This is a genomic window from Pseudomonas sp. AK-TSAG1-1 (assembly GCF_056821665.1).
This window is the reverse complement of record NZ_CM165965.1, coordinates 3,696,556-3,715,323: the sequence shown is the minus strand read 5'-3', so window position 1 is coordinate 3,715,323 and position 18,768 is coordinate 3,696,556. Positions and strand designations below refer to the sequence as shown.

The 18,768-nt window shown below is 62.2% G+C and carries 15 protein-coding genes; 5 read left to right on the top strand and 10 right to left on the bottom strand.

Annotation, left to right across the window (positions count from 1 at the left end):
- Positions 1-5: 5 nt before the first annotated feature.
- The 8 genes from AC1UK9_RS16345 to tssB all read right to left on the bottom strand — a co-directional run bounded on the left by AC1UK9_RS16345 (position 6) and on the right by tssB (position 9,394).
- Positions 6-968: a hypothetical protein gene (locus AC1UK9_RS16345; RefSeq protein WP_482577992.1), complete on the bottom strand. Its 963-nt coding sequence runs from the start codon at positions 966-968 to the stop codon at positions 6-8.
- Between the two features lie 30 nt (positions 969-998).
- Positions 999-3,539 carry a type VI secretion system ATPase TssH gene (tssH, locus tag AC1UK9_RS16340; RefSeq protein ID WP_482577991.1) on the bottom strand — a complete coding sequence of 847 codons (2,541 nt, stop codon included), beginning with the start codon at positions 3,537-3,539 and terminating at the stop codon, positions 999-1,001.
- Position 3,540: 1 nt separating this feature from the next.
- Positions 3,541-4,566, bottom strand: coding sequence for a type VI secretion system baseplate subunit TssG (gene tssG / locus AC1UK9_RS16335; RefSeq protein WP_473012817.1), 1,026 nt, complete (start codon positions 4,564-4,566; stop codon positions 3,541-3,543).
- Positions 4,530-6,323: a type VI secretion system baseplate subunit TssF gene (gene tssF, locus AC1UK9_RS16330; RefSeq protein ID WP_482577990.1), complete on the bottom strand. Its 1,794-nt coding sequence runs from the start codon at positions 6,321-6,323 to the stop codon at positions 4,530-4,532. Before tssF ends, tssG begins: the two co-directional genes overlap by 37 nt.
- Positions 6,307-6,750, bottom strand: a complete 444-nt coding sequence (gene tssE / locus AC1UK9_RS16325) for a type VI secretion system baseplate subunit TssE (protein WP_482577989.1) — start codon at positions 6,748-6,750, stop codon at positions 6,307-6,309. Before tssE ends, tssF begins: the two co-directional genes overlap by 17 nt.
- Before the next feature lie 15 nt (positions 6,751-6,765).
- Positions 6,766-7,260, bottom strand: coding sequence for an Hcp family type VI secretion system effector (locus tag AC1UK9_RS16320; protein WP_473012814.1), 495 nt, complete (start codon positions 7,258-7,260; stop codon positions 6,766-6,768).
- Positions 7,261-7,337: 77 nt separating this feature from the next.
- Positions 7,338-8,822, bottom strand: coding sequence for a type VI secretion system contractile sheath large subunit (gene tssC / locus AC1UK9_RS16315; protein ID WP_320328514.1), 1,485 nt, complete (start codon positions 8,820-8,822; stop codon positions 7,338-7,340).
- A 29-nt stretch (positions 8,823-8,851) separates the two neighbouring features.
- A complete protein-coding gene (gene tssB / locus AC1UK9_RS16310; RefSeq protein ID WP_025111455.1) occupies positions 8,852-9,394 on the bottom strand; it encodes a type VI secretion system contractile sheath small subunit in 543 nt (180 codons plus the stop codon).
- Positions 9,395-9,620: 226 nt separating this feature from the next.
- Between tssB and AC1UK9_RS16305 the strand changes: the two genes are divergently transcribed.
- The 5 genes from AC1UK9_RS16305 to tssA are packed head-to-tail and all read left to right on the top strand — an operon-like array spanning position 9,621 to position 17,128.
- Complete coding sequence (locus tag AC1UK9_RS16305; RefSeq protein ID WP_025111456.1) at positions 9,621-10,067, top strand: hypothetical protein; 447 nt, start codon at positions 9,621-9,623, stop codon at positions 10,065-10,067.
- 46 nt (positions 10,068-10,113) lie between these two features.
- Positions 10,114-11,445 (top strand): type VI secretion system baseplate subunit TssK, encoded by a 1,332-nt coding sequence (gene tssK / locus AC1UK9_RS16300; protein ID WP_025111457.1) that lies wholly within the window; start codon positions 10,114-10,116, stop codon positions 11,443-11,445.
- A gap of 18 nt (positions 11,446-11,463) precedes the next feature.
- Positions 11,464-12,228, top strand: coding sequence for a DotU/TssL family secretion system protein (locus AC1UK9_RS16295; RefSeq protein WP_482577987.1), 765 nt, complete (start codon positions 11,464-11,466; stop codon positions 12,226-12,228).
- Positions 12,225-16,049, top strand: a complete 3,825-nt coding sequence (locus AC1UK9_RS16290; RefSeq protein WP_482577986.1) for a type VI secretion system protein — start codon at positions 12,225-12,227, stop codon at positions 16,047-16,049. The genes AC1UK9_RS16295 and AC1UK9_RS16290 overlap by 4 nt, the downstream gene beginning before the upstream one ends.
- Entirely contained in the window at positions 16,046-17,128 is a 1,083-nt protein-coding gene (tssA, locus tag AC1UK9_RS16285) for a type VI secretion system protein TssA (protein WP_482577985.1), read from the top strand. Before AC1UK9_RS16290 ends, tssA begins: the two co-directional genes overlap by 4 nt.
- Here the strand turns inward: tssA and AC1UK9_RS16280 are convergent.
- Both AC1UK9_RS16280 and AC1UK9_RS16275 read right to left on the bottom strand, forming a co-directional pair.
- Positions 17,125-18,093, bottom strand: coding sequence for a 2-hydroxyacid dehydrogenase (locus tag AC1UK9_RS16280; protein ID WP_473012809.1), 969 nt, complete (start codon positions 18,091-18,093; stop codon positions 17,125-17,127). The two genes, tssA and AC1UK9_RS16280, sit on opposite strands and share 4 nt — an antisense overlap.
- A 140-nt stretch (positions 18,094-18,233) precedes the next feature.
- A complete protein-coding gene (locus tag AC1UK9_RS16275; RefSeq protein ID WP_482577984.1) occupies positions 18,234-18,758 on the bottom strand; it encodes a cysteine hydrolase family protein in 525 nt (174 codons plus the stop codon).
- Positions 18,759-18,768 lie beyond the last annotated feature (10 nt).

Below are 18,768 nucleotides of genomic sequence, written 5' to 3'. Positions count from 1 at the left end.
ATGGCTCAGTGATGGAGTCCCCGATCAGTGAGGTGATGTGCAAGAAAGCCTCTGCATGAGTCGCAAGGGAGCATTAAATCGCCTTTGCTTCTTTTGTTATTGAGTGCGTAGTGTTCCGGCATGAGATCAGAACCCAACCATACGACAACAACGCTGTCATATTGAAATGCCCGGTCCGCGAACAGTTTTGATTCGGCGCAGTTTTTAACGGTCAGCTTCGCTGGTTTGCCTGAGGGTGTTTTGAATTCGTTGACGAAAGTTGACCATAAGTCATTTTCGGCCGGTAATAGTGATATCTCGCCACCGCTAAATAGTTGCAGGGTATTTTTCGCGGCTGTAGTTTGGTCAATCGAGCTCTCGGCGTTTTCTTTTTTTCCGGAGAAAGCGATTTTTATGGTGTTCTCGCCTTTTAGCTTTCCTACTGCGAAGCAGCCTGATGGCAACTCTATGTCTTTGATGAGGTGAAAGAATGCGCGGGCGAAGTAAAGTGTTTGGTCATTTGGAGCAGGGCAAAAAGTAGTCAGTGGGATGGTTGAGTCGCTTAGGCCTTTGTTGCACACGTCATCAAATGTTTCTTTGTCAAACAGGCTGAGAATGTTTGTTCTGGTCTGCTTTTCGTTTGCTAGAGCGAGTGCGTATTCGTTAATTATCGATTGTGGTGCGGCGATGCCAGTGGTAGTTGCGTGCTTCGTATTTAATAGCGCTTTTTTATTCCAGGCGGCAAACACGATTTCTTTACAGGCGCTGCCTGCGGTTGCGAGTTCGGCGGTTTTTATTATTTCGGGCGCTCTCAGGTAACTGCCTTCAGCAAGCGCTGAAGGTGCCGCTACGGTATGGTTTACTTTGCACGTTTCACATTCTATTTTTCCGTCAATAGTCGTTTTTGCAATGTAGGTGAAACAAGTGGCTGCTGGCGGTGGATAGACTTTGTAGGTTTCATTTTTCCAAATAAGGTTTACGTCTGCCATTTGAAAACTCCTTGTATTAAAGTTGATGCGTTATTCCAATACCCACTCCGCCAACTTCCCCGTCACCTGCGTCATCAACACATTCTCGACATCCCGCGCACCCGCCGCGCTGCACTTGGCGAGCACCGCCTTGACGATGCCCGAATCAAACTCGAACTGCTTGCCGGTTGCAGCCTTATAGCGCCCGCGCAATTTCTCCAGCTTCGCCAGCACAATTCCTTCCAGCGTCGCTTCATCCAGCGGCCGATAGGCGACCACGGTCATGCGCGCCAGAAACGCCGGGCGGAAGGTTTGCAGGAGGACTTTGTGCAGGGCCTCGTTGAAGGCTTCCGAGCCGAGTTGCGCCACGGGCGTATCCAGTAAAAGCTCCGCGCCGACGTTGCTGGTGGCCAGCATCACGGTGTTTTTGAAGTCCACCACCAACCCGGTGCCGTCCTCCATCAAGCCTTTGTCGAAGACGTTGTAGAACGCTTCCAGCACATCCGGGTGCGCCTTCTCGATTTCGTCCAGTAGCACCACCGAGTAGGGCTTGCGGCGGACGGCTTCGGTGAGCACGCCACCGCTGCCGTAGCCGACATAACCGGGCGGCGCACCTTTGAGCTGGCTGACGGTATGGGCTTCCTGGTATTCGGAGAGGTTGATGCTGATCAGGTTGCGCTCGCCGCCGTACAACGCATCGGCCAAGGCGTAAGCGGTTTCGGTTTTGCCGACCCCCGTGGGGCCGACCAGCAGGAACACGCCGACCGGTTTCTGTGGATCAGTGAGCCCGGCGCGGTAGGCCTGCAAGCGTTGTGCGATGGTGTTGAGCGCGGTGCTCTGGCCCATCACACGCTGGCCCATGCGGGTGCCGAGGGTGCGCACGGCATGGGCTTCGTCGGCGAGCATTTTGCCGACGGGGATGCCGGTCCATCCGGCAATGACGGCAGCGACGGTTTTGCTGTCGACCTGTTCCGGCACCAGCGGGTCGTCCTGGCGAATCGCATCCAGCCCGGCCTCAAGACGCAGCAATTCTGCAGCCAAATGGTCGATGCGGCTGTCAGTGGCTTCATCCGGTTTGTCGCTGTCGGCACTTTCGCTCAACGCCAGTAATTCGCGTCGTGTTTCAAGTAGCTCGCGCACGGCGACGCGTTCTTCGCTCCAGCGGGTTTCCAGTTCGCGGATGGCCTGCACATTGGTTTTCGATTCATCTTCCAGCAGGGTGATGCGTTCCCTGTGATCCAGGCCGGTAGCCTGTTCACGCCGCAAACGTTCGACTTCATCCTTGAGGCTGTTCTGCCGGTGGCGCAGGCTTTCCAGCGGCGGTGGCACGTCGTGCTGGCCGAGGGCGACCCGGGCGCACGCGGTATCGAGGACGCTGATGGCTTTGTCCGGTAGCTGACGGCCGGAAATATAACGGTGCGAGAGTTTCACCGCTTCATGGATCGCCGCGTCGAGCACCTGCACGCCATGGTGCTGTTCGAGTTTGGCGGCGACGCCACGGAGCATTTCCACGGCGGTGATTTCGTCCGGCTCTTCGACCTGCACCAGTTGGAAGCGGCGGGCGAGGGCCGGGTCTTTCTCGAAGTATTTTTTATATTCCAGCCAAGTCGTGGCGGCGAGAGTACGCAGTTCGCCCCGGGCCAGCGCTGGTTTCAAAAGATTCGCCGCATCGCTGCCGCCCTCGGCCCCGCCGGCCCCGATCAGCGTGTGGGCCTCGTCGATGAACAAGATGATCGGTTTGTCAGCGCTGCGTACCGCGTCGATCACGCCTTTCAAACGCTGTTCGAACTCACCTTTGACCCCGGCGCCAGCCTGCAACAGACCGAGGTCGAGCACGCGCAGACTGACCTCTTGCAACGACGGCGGCACGTCCCCGGCGGCGATGCGCAAAGCCAAGCCTTCGACCACAGCGGTTTTGCCGACGCCGGGTGCGCCAACCAGAATCGGGTTGTTCTGCCGGCGCCGCAAAAGAATATCGATGCACTGGCGAATCTCGCCGTCGCGACCAACGATCGGGTCGATGCGCCCGGCGTGGGCGTCGGCGGTCAGATCCAGGGTGTATTGGTCGAGTACTGAATCCTGTCTCGGTGCCGGACCTTTAGACGTGGCGGTTCGGGCACCAACGTGTTCGCGGGAGTTCTCCGTCCACTCCAGCAGATTCGCCCGCAGGGCCTCCTTGGGAATTCGCAGCAGGGACGAAGCACTGTTGAGCAACAGACTGCGGCGCTCGTCACGGTCGATCAATGCCAACAGCAGAAGCCCGGAGCGAATGCTGTCGATCCCCAGCACACTCGCTTGCACCACCGCATCTTCAAGCAATCCCAACGTGTGCGAAGACAGTGCAGGCGTACGCGTGCTGCCAGCCTTGAACAAGTCCAGCGCCTTGTTGATTTCAGCCGTCAGTGCATCCCGTTCCAATCCAAAACGCGGCAGCAGAAAAGCAAAATCACCGCCCTCGATATCGAGCAGTTCCAGCAACAAATGCTCGATCTCGACAAAGTGATGCCCGCGCTGCAAACAGCGTTGCGCGGCGCGTTCGAGGGCGCGACGGTTGTCCGGGTTGAGGCGTCCGATCAGGCTGGCCAGTTCCATGTCAGGTGATCTCCAGCTGACGAAGGCGGGTTTCAATGCGCTGCACGGTGAGGCTGGCCTGCCGTTGCAATCCGCCGTTCCAGCTCAGCAGGGCCGGGGCCTGGCGACCGAGTTTCATCGGCCCGGCACCACGCACCAACATCACCAGTTTCACGTCCAGATCCGGGCCGAAATACAGCGCGGCCAGGCTCGCCAGTGCCGGGTGCGCTTCGCCGTCCGGCAAAAAGCGCCCGGCCTGCGCCGAGGACAATGGCCCTAGTGTCAGGCGAATTCCGGCGTGCTCATCCCAGACCCGAGTGCCGGCGACCGCAGTGCGACCGAGTTGCAGATTGCGCCCGCCAGCCTTCATGACGCTGCGGCTGGCAGCCGGAATCTCACGCCATGCGCCTTCATAGGCGCTCAGCTCCACCGGCACGGCGAACTGCTCACGGACAATTGCCGCGAACCCGGCCAGTGAGCGCCGGCCATCGGCGAACAAGGCGGTGCAGGCCAGCACCGCGCAATCGGGAATCGCCTGGCGCTCCTGCAAGGCCTTGGGTAACAGGCCGGTAAGGGCACGCAATTGCGCTTGTACCGGCGAGGCGCCCGGTGTGACAAAGCCAAGGGCGATGCGGTGCTTGCGCATCACTTTGTAGAGCAGGCTGAGCAGCCGATGCTGGAACAGATCGAGGAACTCGGCGGGCGCGTGATCCTTGGCCCGCGCGCGTTGTTGCAGCCATTCCTGATAGGCGTAGGGCAGCGGGCCGTCGGGTCCGCCGAGGCCGAACATCGGTGTATTCAGGGTCAGCGGTTCCCCCGGTTTTTCCTCAAGGCTTTCGATCTGGCTGGCGGCGAACACCGGCGTCAATGGTCCGCGCAGCTTTAAGGCTTCGGCCTGCGGGGATGTGCCTGAACCCAGGGAATCGGCCTGCGGCTGTTCGCGCTCCAGCAACAGCAACGCCTGCAACCACTCGAACGCCTGCGGATCGCGGCGCAGTCGCTCGCCCAGCGTCAGAGCGACAGGGGCATGCCGGCTTGGGGTTGCCATGCCTTGATCTCCTTGTCGGCCTGCATGAGCACCGTGCGCACAAAGCGATTAGCCGTGGCGTACACCGAAAAGAATTGCGCCAGCACTGCAGAAAACAACACCGCGCTGCTGCCGACAAAGTGCTGCGGATCAAGCTGCAACTGCACTTGCAGGCCATTGCGCCATCCGCGCCAGGCGTCGGCGCCGACATGGCCGATTACCCGTTCGCAGTTCAGGCTCAACAGTCCTTCGATCTGCCGCAGGGCGCTGGCCTCGTCGCGCAGATTGTGCAGGTGCAGAATCTCTTTCAAAGCATCGAGTGCCTGCGGGCCTTCGACCAGCGACAAGTGATTGAGGGTCAGTTGCGATACCAGCCGCCAGCGTGAGTCACCGTCCAGGCGCGGCAGACTTTGCGGGCTCGGAGGATTGCGCAGCCGCGCCCAGGCCACCGGCCCGGGCCGTTCAAAACCCAGCGGCGTGCCGGCCAACAGGCTTTGCGCCAAATGTCGATTGGTGCACAGCAGCTCGGCGGTGAGGCTGTAGTCGGGCAGGTCGGTCTGCGGTTCGAAACGGGTGTCGACCACACTCACCAACAGGTCACTGCCGAGCCGGTTCGGGGTCATGCCGCTGACCCTGCGTGCGTGCCAGTAACGCTGTTGATCGCCGCCGCTGTGCTGGCTGCCGTAATACGCCGGTAGCCGCTGTACCCCGGTGCTGGAGCTGGCGCGCATGCCGCGAATACTGTGGATCTCGACGCTGTTCTCGCGGTGGCTGTCGGCGATCAAACGGTATTCACTGCGGGTGCCGTCCGGGCGCAGCGGCTCGGAGGTACGCGGGAACAGGTTGATCGCCGGAGCGCAGCCGAGGGCGATGTCACTGGCCTGCAAATGCAGACGACTGCCCGGGGCGCGGTCGAAAACGATGTACAGGTACAGCGTCTGGCTGTCGCTGGAAACGTCGCTCAGCGGCAGATCAAAGAAATGAAATTTGTCCGGGAAGGCAAAGTATTCCGCCAGCAGGCGCATGCCCGGGTGCACGCCGTCTTCGTCGGGCAGCAGCACTTCGTCATCGCTGAAACCGACGATCTTCGGCAAGCCTTTCACCGGCGTCGGAATACTCCCGGGCGAGCCGGCCAGCACCTGCACCGCATGGGCGCCGAGCAGGTCATACAGGCCGGCGTTGATCACCGGAGATGCGGCCAGATGAATACGCAGTTGCTTGATGCCAAGCGCGACCCATTGGCTTTCACCGAGACAACGCAGGCTCAGGCGCAACGCCGAACGCGCTTGCGCCACACCGGTCAGCGCTTGCGCCTCATCGCTGCCAAGCAGCAACGCTTCGCTCACTTCGATCGGCCACAAATGCACAGGGGCCGAGGTGCGAAAGTGAATGCTCTCACCCTTGCTGGTGGTGACAAACAGCGGTGTGTCGGGGGGCAGCGGATAGCCGCCGTCGAGGTTGCCCTTGCTCGGGTCCGGCTCGAACTGGACGATGGCGCAGGACGGCAGTGGCCGCACCGCCAGCGGATAAAGCTGTTCGAGCAAGGCATCGCTGAATTCGGCGTAGTCGTCATCGAGTCTGCGTTGCAGGCGCGCGGCGAGCAGGGCAAAGCCTTCGAGCAAGCGTTCGACGTGCGGATCCGGACACTCGCCGGGTGACAGTTCCAGACGTCGCGCGACCTTCGGATAGCGCTCGGCAAACTGACTGCCGGCATGGCGCAGCCAGGTCAGTTCGCGTTGGTAGTAGTCGAGCAGTTGCGGGTCAATCGAGTCGCTCATGGCGCACCTCCAGCCCTTCGCCGCCGGGCTCGATGACAAACGCCACCGGCCAATACTGCAGGCCGCTGCGCAACTCGCCGACGAGACGGATGCTCAGGCGTTGTGGCTGGTCAGGCAGGGGATTGACCTGAACTTCGCCCAGTTTCAGGCGCGGCTCGAAATGGGTGATGGCTTCGCGAATATCCCGCGCCAGTCGACGACGGTCATCGCTGCGCTGTTGTTGCAATGCGCTCCAATCCGCGATGCCGTAGTCAATCACGCTGGGTGGCTGGGTGAAGGTGCGCGGGCCACGACGGCTGTTGAACAGGCGCGCCAACTCGGCATGCACCGAGTCGAGCAAGCCCTGGCGATCGAACGCCTGCACGCTGTCGGCCTCGCCGGATGCGAGGCGTTCGAACAGCGGCGGGAGAATGCCAGTGCCGGCCATGGCCTATGCGTCCGGTCAGGCTGACTTGTTGGCAGCCATGTCCCAGGTCGAGGCGGCCGTACCTTCCTTGGTGCCGTCGTCTTTCTGTGCGGTGAGTTCCCATTTGATCTTGGTGAAGTTCAGGGAAATGGTTTCCACCGGTTTGCCGCCGGTGCCACCGCTGACACTGACGTTCGACAGCACCACGTTGGTCAGGGTGTAGATGATGAACGGCATCAGTTGCCCGCTGCCCTCGGCGGCGTTGCGGCCGATGGTGATCTTGGCTTCGGGGATCGGTTTGCCGGCGCAGCAGTAGCCATTGAGCGACGGCGTGGAGCTGTCGACGAACTTGGTCAGGGTGAACTCGCCGATGTGCGGCTTGCCGGAGGTCCGTTCCGAGTTGCTGACGTCGTTGGTCACCTGCATCGCCACGTTGTGGCTGTAGGACATGACCTCGATCTTGTCCTTGTAACCCTCGAGCAGGCTGTCACCTTTGATGTCGCCGCCGAGGTCGAGAATGATTGCATCCATCGCTTGAAACTCCTGAAGGTTATCGCGCTAGACAAACGGGGGAGCACCCGCAGGAAAATCCTGCGGGCGCAGGCAGGTCAGGCTGCTACCGGAGGCGGCAGGGTGGCGACCAGGCGGATCGATGCCGTCAGTTCTTCCAGCTGGAAGTGCGGGCGCAGGAACACCGTCGCCTTATAGGCGCCCGGCTTGCCGGCGACTTCGGTGACATCCACGCGAGCTTCGCGCAACGGGTACTGCGCCTTGATTTCCTGCGGCGCGTTATCGTTGATCAGCACGTAGTCGGCGATCCAGTTGTTGAGGTAGCTCTGCACGTTGTCGCGGGTCATGAAGCTGCCGACCTTGTCGCGCATGATCACCTTCAGGTAATGGGCGAAACGCGAAGCGGCGAGCACGTACGGCAACATCGCCGAGATCCGCGCGTTGGCGTTGGCCTCGTTGGTGTTGTAGACCTTGGACTTGTTGGTGGTCTGGCCGCCGAAGAACACCGCGATGTCGCTGTTCTTCTTGTGGCACAGGGCGATGAAGCCGAGGTCGTTGAGCTCTTTTTCGCGGCGGTCGGTGATCGCCACTTCGGTCGGGCACTTGAGCGACAAGTCACCGGAGCTGGTGCGGAAAGTGTGCGCCGGCAAGCCTTCAACCGCGCCGCCGCCTTCCGCGCCACGGATCGCTGCGCACCAGCCGTACTTGGCAAAGGCTTCGGTGATGCGTTGCGACAGCGCCCACGCGGCGTTGCCCCACAAGTATTTGCTGTGGTCGGTGCCGTTGACGTCTTCAACGTAATTGATGCCCTCGACCGGCGAGGTTTCGGGGCCATACGGCAGGCGCAGCAGGAAGTGCGGCAGCACCAGCGACACGTAGCGCGAGTCTTCGCTCTCGCGGAACGAGCGCCACTTGATCAGCTCCTGGCTCTCGAAGACTTTCGACAGGTCACGAGGTACGGCCAGTTCGGTGAAGCTGTTCATGTCGAACAGACGCGGGCTGGCGGCAGCGATGAACGGGGCGTGGGCGGCGGCGGCGACGTTCGACAGTTTCTCCAGCAGGCCGATGTCCTGCGGGTGCCGGCCGAAGGTGTAGTCACCCACCAGCAGGCTGAACGGATGCCCGCCGAAGGTGCCGTATTCCTCTTCATAAATCTTCTTGAACAGCGCGCTCTGGTCGAATTCGACGGCTTTTTCCAGGTCGTTCTGCAACTCTTTCTGCGTGACGTTGAGCAGGCGCAACTTGAGGCGAGTACTGGTTTCGGTGTTCTGCACCAGCATGTGCAGGCCGCGCCAGGATGCTTCGAGTTTTTGCAGGTCGGGGTGGTGCAGCACCTCGTTGAGCTGGGCACTGATCAGTTCGTCGATCTGGCTGATGCGGTCGTTGATCATCGCCACGGTGTCCTTGTCGATGGCCATGCCTTCGTCAAGGACCTGGGTGGCGAACTCCGCGAGCATGTCGCGGGCGTAGTCCTGCTGACTGTCATCGTGGGCCATGCGGCCCTCGGCGATGATTCGGTCGAGCAGGGATAAGGTTTCGGCTGCAGCATTGTCGCTGGCTTGATTCTGGGCGGCGGCGGGCATGGCGAATTCTCCCCTCGTTAGGTGGATGATCAGGCTTGCGGTTCGGCCGGAGCCTCGGCGTCAGCGGCCGGGGTAGCGGTGTCTGGGCGAGCCGACTTGATTTCCTGCAGGCCTTCGGTGTTGGCGATGACGTCGCGCAGCAGTTTGTCCAGGTCATCGTTGCCATCAAGTTTGGTCAGCAGATCGCGCAGGCGCTGGCGTGCCTCGAACAGGCGACGCAACGGGGTGACTTGCTCCACCACCCTGACCGGGTCGAAGTCGTCGATGTGTTTGAAGTTGAGTTCGATGTTGAGCTTGCTGTCGTCGCCGCTGAGGGTGTTGTTGACCTGCAAGGTCGCACGTGGACCGATCGAGGCGAGCACTTCGTTGAAGTTGTCGCGGTCGATTTCGGTAAAACGCCGTTCATTCAGTTTTGCCAATGGTTCGAGCGGCTTGCCCGAGAGGTCGGCGAGGATCCCGACCACCAGCGGCAATTCCTTTTTCTCGATGGCATCGCCGATTTCGACGTCGTAGGTGATTTGCACTCGGGGCGGGCGAACCCGGTCGAGCTTGTGCTGAGTACTTTCTGCCATGGTGGTTGACTCCGATGCGAAGGCGGGCGCAATGCATCGGGGAGGCCCGTTCATCGCTTTCCCTTACTGGACCGTAGGTTAGAAAGGGTGGCAGATGACCTGTCGTTCCTTTGACAAACCTTCCTCATTCGGCTGCGGGAACCGAACTACCCAAGACGCTAGAACAGGTCTATAAAAAAGCAAGCAAAAACGATTTTGGACTGCCACGGGAAAAGGAAAATTCATTTTGTGCGGACGATTTTTTGTAGCGTTTTTGTTGGCGCTGCTGACTGGGTGTTCCCTGTTCGGGCCGAAAGTGGATCTCGACAGCCTGACCCTCGACGTCGCGCCCAAGGCCAATGACGACACGCCGATTGCCGTGGACTTCATCGCGGTCAACGACCCGGACCTGCTCAAGCAACTGTCAGGCATCAGTGCCAGCCAGTGGTTTGCCGAGCGCGAGCAGTATCAGCGCGACTATCGTCAGCTGATGAGTGTGTGGGGTGTGGAGCTGGTGCCGGGGCAATTCATCGACCGCCAACCGTTCCCGCTGGGGGGCAAGAAGGCCGCTGGACTTTTGGTCTTCGCCAGCTATAACACACCCGGAGCACACCGCTTGCGGCTGGACGATCAGAGCGAAGCGTGGCTCAAGTTCGACAGTCGCGAGATGAGCCTGGTCAGCAAGGAAAACTGAAACACACCGTCCGCCGCCGGTTCGCGGTGCAGTCGAAGGGAGTCGTATGAGTCTGCTACCTGACGCGGTCTGCTGGCACGAAGGCATGCAATTGCTGCCCCAGCATTTTCAGTTGCAGGGCCTGCGAGCCGAAGCCCTCGGCGCGCACCTGGCGCAAGCCTGCAATCCGTGGTTCTGGGGCGTCAGCCACATGGATTTCGACCCTTCGGCGCTGAGCGGTGGCGTGGTGCGGCTGCTGTCGTTGCAGGGAACGATGCCCGACGGTTTGCCGGTGAATCTGCAAGCCGGCAGCGGGTCGATGCTGGAGCTGGATGTCAGCGCGGCAATCAGCGCCACCGACGATGCCACCGTCACGGTGTACCTGGCGATCAGCCCGTTGTGGCGCGCCGGGCAACTGCTGCCGCTCAAGGGGCGTTTGCAGTCGGTGGTCGGCGAGGCATTGCCGGATCTCACCAGTGGCGAATTCCCGGAATCGATCACCGTGTGGCGGCCCAATCCGCGCCTGTGCACGCAAGCGAACAGGGCCGATTCGATCTGTCTGCCGCTGTTGAAAGTCCGCAAGGAAGGTGGTGGTTTCCTGCCATTGGCCTATACACCGCCAACTCCGGTGCTGTTGCCCGACGCGCCATTGGGCCGGCGTGTCGCCGGGCTATGCGCGCGGGCCCGGGAGAAATGCATGTTCCTCGGGGGCCGTCTGCGTCAGGCGCAACAGGCCGGCAATCAGGACGATGCGCTGGAGATTCGCCGGCAATTGACCGCGTTGTGGGCACGCCTGCCGGAAGTCGAAGGCGCGCTCAACAGCCGCATCGCCCATCCGCAGAGTGTGTATGTGCAACTGCTGGGCCTGGCCGGCGCATGGTCGGCACTCGATCCGCTGGCCGGGGTGCCGGCGTTCGCGCCGCTGGATTTTCTGGAGCTGCAGCGCGGTTACGACGCGGTGCTGCAATGGCTGGAAACCACCCTCGAACTGATCCGTGCCGGTTATCGCAGCCTGCCGTTCGAACGCGGTGAGCAGAGCTTCTCCATTCAGTTGCCCGATGAGCAACCGAGCCAGCGACTGGTGATCGGCCTGCGCATGCCCAACGGTGCCAGCGAGCAGGCCGCCGGTGACTGGCTGCGGGGCGCAATCATCGCTTCGGCGCCGCACATCGCCTTGCTCAGCCGCCAGCGCATGAGCGGTCTGACGCATCAGGCGATGAGTCGCAGCGAGCAGGTGGCATATAGCGTCGGTGAGGACACGCGGCTGTTCGTGGTCACTGCCCAAGGGGCGTGGTTCGACGCGCAACTGCCGCTGATGATCGCCGCGCCCGCCGCGAAGCTGACCAGCAGTCCGTGGCAAGTGGTGCTGTTTGTCGCCCAGAACAGCGAAAGTGCCTGATCACACAAGGAACGCCGTATGTCCCAAGGAAGTGCCGCAAGCCTGGGGTTGCAGGACGCACCGCTGAGCAGCGCGTTCCGCCAGACCTGGCAGCAATGGCAAGTGGACTGGAGCCAGTTGCCCAAGGACAGCGAAGACGAAGCGGCGCTGGTGGACACCGTGGTCGAGTTGTCGACCCAGGCTTCGCAACGGTTGTGGCGCACGGCGTATTCGCGGGTCGGCGATTCGGCGACCGAACAGGTCAAGGCGCTGGTTTACGCGTTTGTCGCACTGGTCGATGAAACGCTGCTGTTTACGCCCTGGCCCGGACAGGCCGCCTGGCAGGACAAGCCGCTGGAGTCGCGGCTGTACGCCAGTCGGCAGGCCGGCGAGCAACTGCCGGCGGCGATACAGACGCTGCTCGACGAACAGCAACCCACCAGCCGTGATCTGGCCAACGTCTATCTGCAGTGCCTGATCCTCGGTTTCCACGGTCGTCTGCGCGGCGAACACAGCCAGGCGCAACTGGAGAAATGGCGTCTGGCGTTGTTCAATTTTGCCTGGCAGGACAACGCCAGTTACGCCGATGTCAGCCAGCGGCTGCTGCAGCCTTCACGGGGCGCGCCGCTGCAACTGCCGGTGCGTAGCGCTTTGCCGGACGGTTTTCGGCTGGCGCTGGGCATTCTCGCGATGGTGCTGCTGCTGACCGGCCTCGGGCAGTTTTTCTGGCGTGACATTCGCTCGGAGCTGGAGCCTGTGCTGCAAGTCAGCGATCCGGCGATCACGGCGGAGCAAGACTCATGAGCGTCCTGTCGATGGTCGCGTGGGGCGTCGCGCTGCTGTTGCTGCTGGTGATCATCGCCTTAGCCGTGTGGTGGTTGCGCACCCAGAGCGGGGCGGCAATTCGCAGCTTTTATGCTGCGGTGCGGCACATGGAGCAAGAACAGGGCAGTCACGATCGTTATCAGTTGCCATGGCTGCTGTTGCTCGGCGATGAAGCCCAGGGCACGCAACTGGTCAGCGAATGGCGTTTGCAGCCGACCGACAAACCGGCGTGGTTCGGTCGCTGGTGGTCCGATCCCGAAGGTGCGGTGCTGGTGGTGCCGCAGGCGTTGTTCCTGCCCGAAGACGGCATGCACCTGCAGCGTGGTGGCTGGTGGCGTCTGCTCGGGCTGATGTTGCGTCTGCGCAGCAAGCGCCCGCTGGACGGGGTGATCTGGACCGTACCGGCCAATCGTCTGGGCAATCTGGAGCAGGCCACCCAGCTCGGTCTGGCGGCGCGCCGCCGCTTCATCGACCTGTTGCAACGTTTCGGCTTGAGTGTGCCGGTGTACGTGATCATCACCGGCCTTGAGGAGTTGCCCGGGTTTCAGGAACTGATCAGCGCACTGCCCGACGAAGTTCGCGAGCGCACCCTGGGCTGGTCGTCACCCTACGCCCGCGACGCGGTGTGGCAGGGCCAGTGGAGCGATCAGGCGCTGGATTGCCTGCACCGCGCGGTGTCAGAAGCGGTGATCGAAATCGGCACGTTGTCCGGGCACTTGAGTGCCGACCTGTATGCCTTGCCGGAGCGCCTGGAGACATTGCGTCGCGGCTTGCAGAATGTGCTCGAGCCGGTATTTCAGGGTAATGCTCAAGGTGAGGCGCCGTGTTTTCGCGGTGTGTATCTGACCGCCAATCAGCCGTCGGAAGATGCGCTGGACGGTTTTTCCGCGGACGACAGCGGCTTGCAGCGCAGTGCGTTCGTGCGTCCGTTGTGGCGCGAGCGACTGGTGGGCGAACGGGGCCTGGCCCAGGGCGTGCCGCGTCTGTTGCGTTTGCGCCAGCGTTGGCAGCGGATCACCGCCGGTGTTGCGCTGGTGGTCGGGGTGGTGTGGGCGGTGGCGATGGTCTGGATCTGGCGCGATGCGGTGCGCGATGCTCACGAACTGGCGCGGCTGATGCAGGGCGCGCAGAAGAGTTATGTCGCGGTTACCGACGAGGCGCACCGGATCGAGCCGACCCGGCGCAACGTGCAGAGCTTCTGGCGGGTGCTGGAAAAAGCCCCGCACTGGCATTACGCGTCGCTGGTGTTTCCGAGCTCGTGGTTTTCCTCCTTCGACACCCGGCTGGAGCAGGAGCTGTTTCGCTCCACCCAGCGCCACATGCTGGTACCGCTGCACGACCTGCTGGTCGCGGAACTGGCGAAAATCAAGGCAATCCGCAGCACCGACCGACGCAACAGTGTGGAAAGCGAAGACCCGGCGCAGTGGCAGAACTATCAGAAAGCGAGCGATCTGGTGGATCGCGCGCTGCGTCTTGAGCAACAGAACCAGCTGTTCGGTGAAGTGCAGAATAACCAGCGGGTGCCGCTGGATGATCTGGTGCAACTGAGCAACAGCGCGTTGTCACTGAACCTCAACTCCGCCACCTTGCCCCACGCCGCTTACTACAATCGGCTGCTGGCGGCGGGCGACAGCGGCGAGTTGCAGGCGCTGGACCTGAGCGTGGAGCGGCCGCTGATCGTCAGCAACTTCACCGGGATGATGGAGCGTTGGCTCGATCAGTATTTCCTCGCCGACAACTTCGTCAGCAAGGCCGGTTACCTCAAGCTGCATCTTGAGCAATTGGAGGCGGGCAGTGGTAACAGCCTGAGCGAGCTGGAGGATCTGCGTGCGCTGATCGACGATCTGCAAGCGGCCATCGCCCTGACCAACTCGACCTGGAGTCGCGGCAAGGGCCAGGAACTGGTGCCGGGCTATCGCGATTTCCTCGACAAGGTGCGCAAGAGTTCATTGCTCGGGCCGGCGGTCGAGCAGCAACTGGACCAGCAGGCGAGCAAGCTGCAACAGAGCTTTCGCGATCAGTGGATTGCCCAGGTCGGTTCGCGCGGTAACTTGCTGGTGCAGCAGGGCAGCGGGCAACTGGCGTTGCAGGAACAGGTGGTCAAGCTCAACAACGCGGTGCAGGCGCTGTTCAAGCGCGACTTCGTGTCGGTTGCGATGCGCGCCAGCCAGGACAACGTCAACCTGCAGGGCCAGACGGTCGACGGTGACGACCTCAATACCTCGCTCAGCTATTTCGCCAGCTACAAGAGTTATGTCGCCGAAGAGTTGCCGCGCATCCCGCCGGCGTATCGCGAAGCCTTGCTGCAGGCCGCTGAAAGCGCCGCCGCTCAGGCGATGTGGCTGAGCCTCAAGGATCACAACGATCAGACTCATCCTTACGCCGTGTTCAACGTGCAGGCAGAGCAGGCGATGGCCCTGCAGAAAGCCTTCGTCGAGGTGCATCGCAGCGATCTGGCGTCGCGCCTGCAGGGGGCGTTGAACCGGCGGGCGTTGGCGCAGATCGTCAGCGGCCTGGAGGAAATCACCGCGCAGCCGTTGTTCGGCGGTCGTACCGAAATCAGCCAGTGGGACGGCTCGAAAAACCTCGGTCTGCAACTGTACGGCGCCAGTGATGTGCAGGACCTGAAGCTGAGCCTCAAGCAGCAATTCAATACCATGCTCGGCATCACCGAGCGGCGCACCTCGGCGTTGCAGTGGCTGATGACGCAGCAGGGCAATCTGTCGGCGATCGATTACGAACGAGTGACCCAGTTCAGCGCGCTCAACGACGAACTGCTCAAGTACAAGGACGCCAACCCGGCCAGCTCGCCCGCGCAGATCGAGCAACTGGTCAGCCGTGACTTTGTCGAGATGGACACCGGCACCTGCGTGCAGCTGTTGCAGTCGGCCAACATCGCCGGTGGCCGTGGCACTCTGGCGATGCGCGCGGTGGAGTTGCAACAGAGCGCCATGCAGCGCTGCCAGTTCCTGCAACAGCAGCAGGCTGCGGCGGCGTGGAACGAGCTGGCGACCTACTTCAACCAATACCTCGCCGATCGCTTTCCGTTTGCCAACGGTGTACAGGCGCAAGATGCCGACCCGGCGCGGGTCCAGCACTTTCTGGAAATCGTCGACAAGCGTCTGGCGGTCGCCCAGGCCGGACTGGTCCTGAGCCAGACTCCGGAGCGGCTGGCCGCCGAAGATTTTCTCAATCGCCTGAAGCAGGCCAGCGTGTGGCTGACGCCGCTGTTCGTGCGTGACAAGAGCGGCATTCTCGGGGTTGAGCTCGACGTGCGCTGGCGCACCGATCGCGAGGAAGAAAGGGGGGCCGATCAGGTGATTGCCTGGGGCCTGCTGGCGGGTAATCAGCAGATCAGCTACCCCGGCGCGGAACAGCCGAACCTGCGCTGGATGGTCGGCCAGCCGATTCGCCTGACCTTGCGTTGGGCGCGTAACGGCAAGGAGCGCCCGGTCAACGACCCGCTGCAACCGAACCTGGTGGTGCGCGACATGGAGGCCGGTTGGGAGTACGGCGGCCCCTGGTCGTTACTGCGGCTGATGCGTGCGCATTTTTCCGTGCAGCGTCAGCCAAACCTCGATTACACCGACTTTCCACTGGCGCTGCGCCTGCCGGTGACGGCGGCGACCGACAGCGTCACCAGCGAATTCACGCGGATGTTCGTGCGCCTGTCGCTGATGAGTCAGGGTTCGAAACTGCCGCTGGCGATTCCGCCGTTGCCGACCCGTGCACCGCGTTCGCCGTATCAACTGACCGGCGCCACCGCCGCCCTGGACGTGCGTAAAGAGGAGGGGCTGTGAGCCTGCCATCGACGACTTTGCCGGACCTGATCGATCAGTTGCTGGCGCCCATCAGCGTCGAGCAACCCTGCGGGGTGGATTTGCGCTATGAGCGCGAGTACGACCAGTTGCGTGACTTGCGCCGCGAGGATGACACCAGCCTGCCGACCGGGGTCTGGCAGTCGGCGATCAAGCGGGCGAGCTGGCCGGACGTGGAAGCGCTCACCACGACGCTGCTGCTGGAGCGCAGCAAAGATCTGATGCTTGCCGCGTGGCTGGGCGAGGCGTGGCTGCATCTGCAAGCACTGGACGGCTTGCCCGGCAGCCTCGCGCTGATCGCCGGCCTGTGCGAGCGCTACCCCGAGCAAGTGCACCCGCAAGCCGAGGACGGCGACCAGTCGTGGCGGGTGATTCCGCTGGAATGGCTGGTGCGCCGCTACAGTGAAGTCCTGCTGACGCGGGTGCCACTGTTCGGCGCGCACAACAGTGATTTCGAGGTCTACACCCTGGACGTCTGGCGCCGCTTGCAGGTGCAGCAGGTCAAGGCCAATGACAGCAAAAACGCCAAGACTTCGGCTGACACCGCGCGCAACGAACAGAAGAAACTCGGCGACCAGATCCGCGTTACACCCATGGGGTTCTGGTTGCGCATGCAGGGCAATCTGCTGCTGAGCCTGCAGCATCTGCAGCGGCTGGACGCCTGGAGCGATGCGTATCTGGGTGAGCAGGGGCCGGGATTTCGCCCCTTGCAGGAAACCATTCAAGCGTTGCTGACGCTGGTTCAGGAGTTCATTGCCATGCACCCACAACAGCCGGCACCGCCACCTGCGGTGGTTGAGGTTCCTGTCGCCGTGGCGCAACCGGATGCAGAGGCGCCGGCTGCGCAAGCGTTTCGCGAGCCGGCCAGTCGTGAAGAGGCTTACCGACAACTGCTGCTGATTGCCGAGTACCTGGCCCGCACCGAACCGCACAGCCCTGTGCCGTATCTGATTCGTCGCGGGGTGGAGTGGGGCAATAAACCGTTGAGTGAGTTACTCGGCGAGTTGATCTCGGCGGACGCCGAATCGCGGCGCTTGTGGACCTTGCTCGGGGTGCTTTAGTGCACCCGCTGATTGCCCAGGCGCGGCGGCAGCGCAATTGGCGTCAGCACCGGCTGACCGGAAAAGAACGCCACGAGGTTTTTCCCTACCAGTTCTACCGTGCCTCGGGTGGCTTCCGGTGACAGCCCCGCAACGTGCGGCGTAAGAATCACGTTGTTCAAGGTTTTCAGCGCATCCGGTACTTGCGGTTCGTGATCGAACACATCCAGTGCAGCGCCGGCAATCCGCCGTTGCTCAAGGGCGATGATCAGGTCGGCGGTGGCGATCACGCTGGCCCTTGCAATATTGACGATGAAACCTTTCGGGCCCAATGCGTCGAGCACCGGGCGGGTTACCAGATGCTGGGTACCGATGCCGCCGGGCGTGGCAACGATCAGAAAATCCGCGGCCCGCGCCAGTTCGGTCGGCGTCGAACAGAATGCGTATGGCACATCGCTGCGAACCTGGCGGTTGTGGTAACTGATCTGCATGTCAAAACCGAGGTGGGCGCGCTTGGCAATCGCCATGCCCACCGCGCCCAGGCCGAGAATCCCCAGGCGTTTATTGGCCAGCGACGGGCGCATGATTTTCGGCCACTCACCCCGGCGCACGGCGGCGTCGCAGCGCGGAATGTCGCGCACCAATGCCAGCAGCATCGCCATCGCGTGGTCGGCCACCGACGAGGCGTTGACTCCAGCGCCGTTGGTCACGGTGATCCCGCGGTCGCTGGCCGCCTGCAGGTCAACGTGTTCATACCCGGCACCGATCACGGTGATGATCTTCAGGATCGGCAGGGCTGCGATTTCATCGGCGGTCAGGCCCAGTGGGCCTCGGGTCAGTACGGCGTCGATTCGCGAGCCATGGGTGGCGATGGCTTGCGCCCGTTCGGCAGGGGTTGGCGCGAGGATCAGGTGAAAACCCTGATGCTCGAGAATCGGCAGATAGTCATTGATGGTTTCAACCAGTACCAGAACGGTGGCGGGCATTGCGCGGCTCCTGTTGATCAATGGCGGTTCGGTCGCGAGAGTCGTGTCAGAGTGCTGATTCCAGAGCGGTTTGGCAATGGTGGCTGCAGCCCCGCTTCAGCCAGTGTAGGAGCTGAAACGGGGGGCGCGTGGACGCTTCGTCAGAAGCTCGCGTCGGCACTGTTGATCAGTCGCGCGAAGGCGCCACCGAGGGTGGCGTTGTGGTGCTCGATGATGGCTTTGGCCGGCAGCACCGGGGTGTCCATGCATGTATGTGCGTCGGCCACCAGCACCGGTTTGAAGCCCAGGTCGGCGGCGGCACGGCAGGTGGCATCGATGCAGAACTGAGTCTTCATGCCGACGAGGTACAGGTCTTCGATCCCCGCGGCTTTGAGCTGCTGCGCCAGTCCGGTGCCGTGGAAGGCATTGGGCCGGGACTTGTCGAACAGGTGGTCGGCGTCAGCGCGCAGTTCGAGTTCCGGCAGCAATTGCCAGAACGGACTGCCGGCGCCTATCGGCGAATCTTGCGGGCCGGTGTGGCGTGCGGCGTAGACCGGCATGTGCTGCTGACGTGCCAGATTGATCAGGTGCCGGATGTTGGCCAGCACCCGTGCGCCGTCGTGGGGTTTTTCCGGGCCATGGAACAGACCGACCTGCATATCGATTACCAACAGAGCTGCGGACATGGTGTTTCTC

Coding starts and splice junctions, on each gene's coding strand:
- AC1UK9_RS16345 (WP_482577992.1), bottom strand. CDS start 968: ATGGCAGACGTAAACCTTATTTGGAAAAATGAAACCTACAAAGTCTAT.
- tssH (WP_482577991.1), bottom strand. CDS start 3,539: ATGGAACTGGCCAGCCTGATCGGACGCCTCAACCCGGACAACCGTCGC.
- tssG (WP_473012817.1), bottom strand. CDS start 4,566: ATGGCAACCCCAAGCCGGCATGCCCCTGTCGCTCTGACGCTGGGCGAG.
- tssF (WP_482577990.1), bottom strand. CDS start 6,323: ATGAGCGACTCGATTGACCCGCAACTGCTCGACTACTACCAACGCGAA.
- tssE (WP_482577989.1), bottom strand. CDS start 6,750: ATGGCCGGCACTGGCATTCTCCCGCCGCTGTTCGAACGCCTCGCATCC.
- AC1UK9_RS16320 (WP_473012814.1), bottom strand. CDS start 7,260: ATGGATGCAATCATTCTCGACCTCGGCGGCGACATCAAAGGTGACAGC.
- tssC (WP_320328514.1), bottom strand. CDS start 8,822: ATGCCCGCCGCCGCCCAGAATCAAGCCAGCGACAATGCTGCAGCCGAA.
- tssB (WP_025111455.1), bottom strand. CDS start 9,394: ATGGCAGAAAGTACTCAGCACAAGCTCGACCGGGTTCGCCCGCCCCGA.
- tssK (WP_025111457.1), top strand. CDS start 10,114: ATGAGTCTGCTACCTGACGCGGTCTGCTGGCACGAAGGCATGCAATTG.
- AC1UK9_RS16295 (WP_482577987.1), top strand. CDS start 11,464: ATGTCCCAAGGAAGTGCCGCAAGCCTGGGGTTGCAGGACGCACCGCTG.
- AC1UK9_RS16290 (WP_482577986.1), top strand. CDS start 12,225: ATGAGCGTCCTGTCGATGGTCGCGTGGGGCGTCGCGCTGCTGTTGCTG.
- AC1UK9_RS16280 (WP_473012809.1), bottom strand. CDS start 18,093: ATGCCCGCCACCGTTCTGGTACTGGTTGAAACCATCAATGACTATCTG.
- AC1UK9_RS16275 (WP_482577984.1), bottom strand. CDS start 18,758: ATGTCCGCAGCTCTGTTGGTAATCGATATGCAGGTCGGTCTGTTCCAT.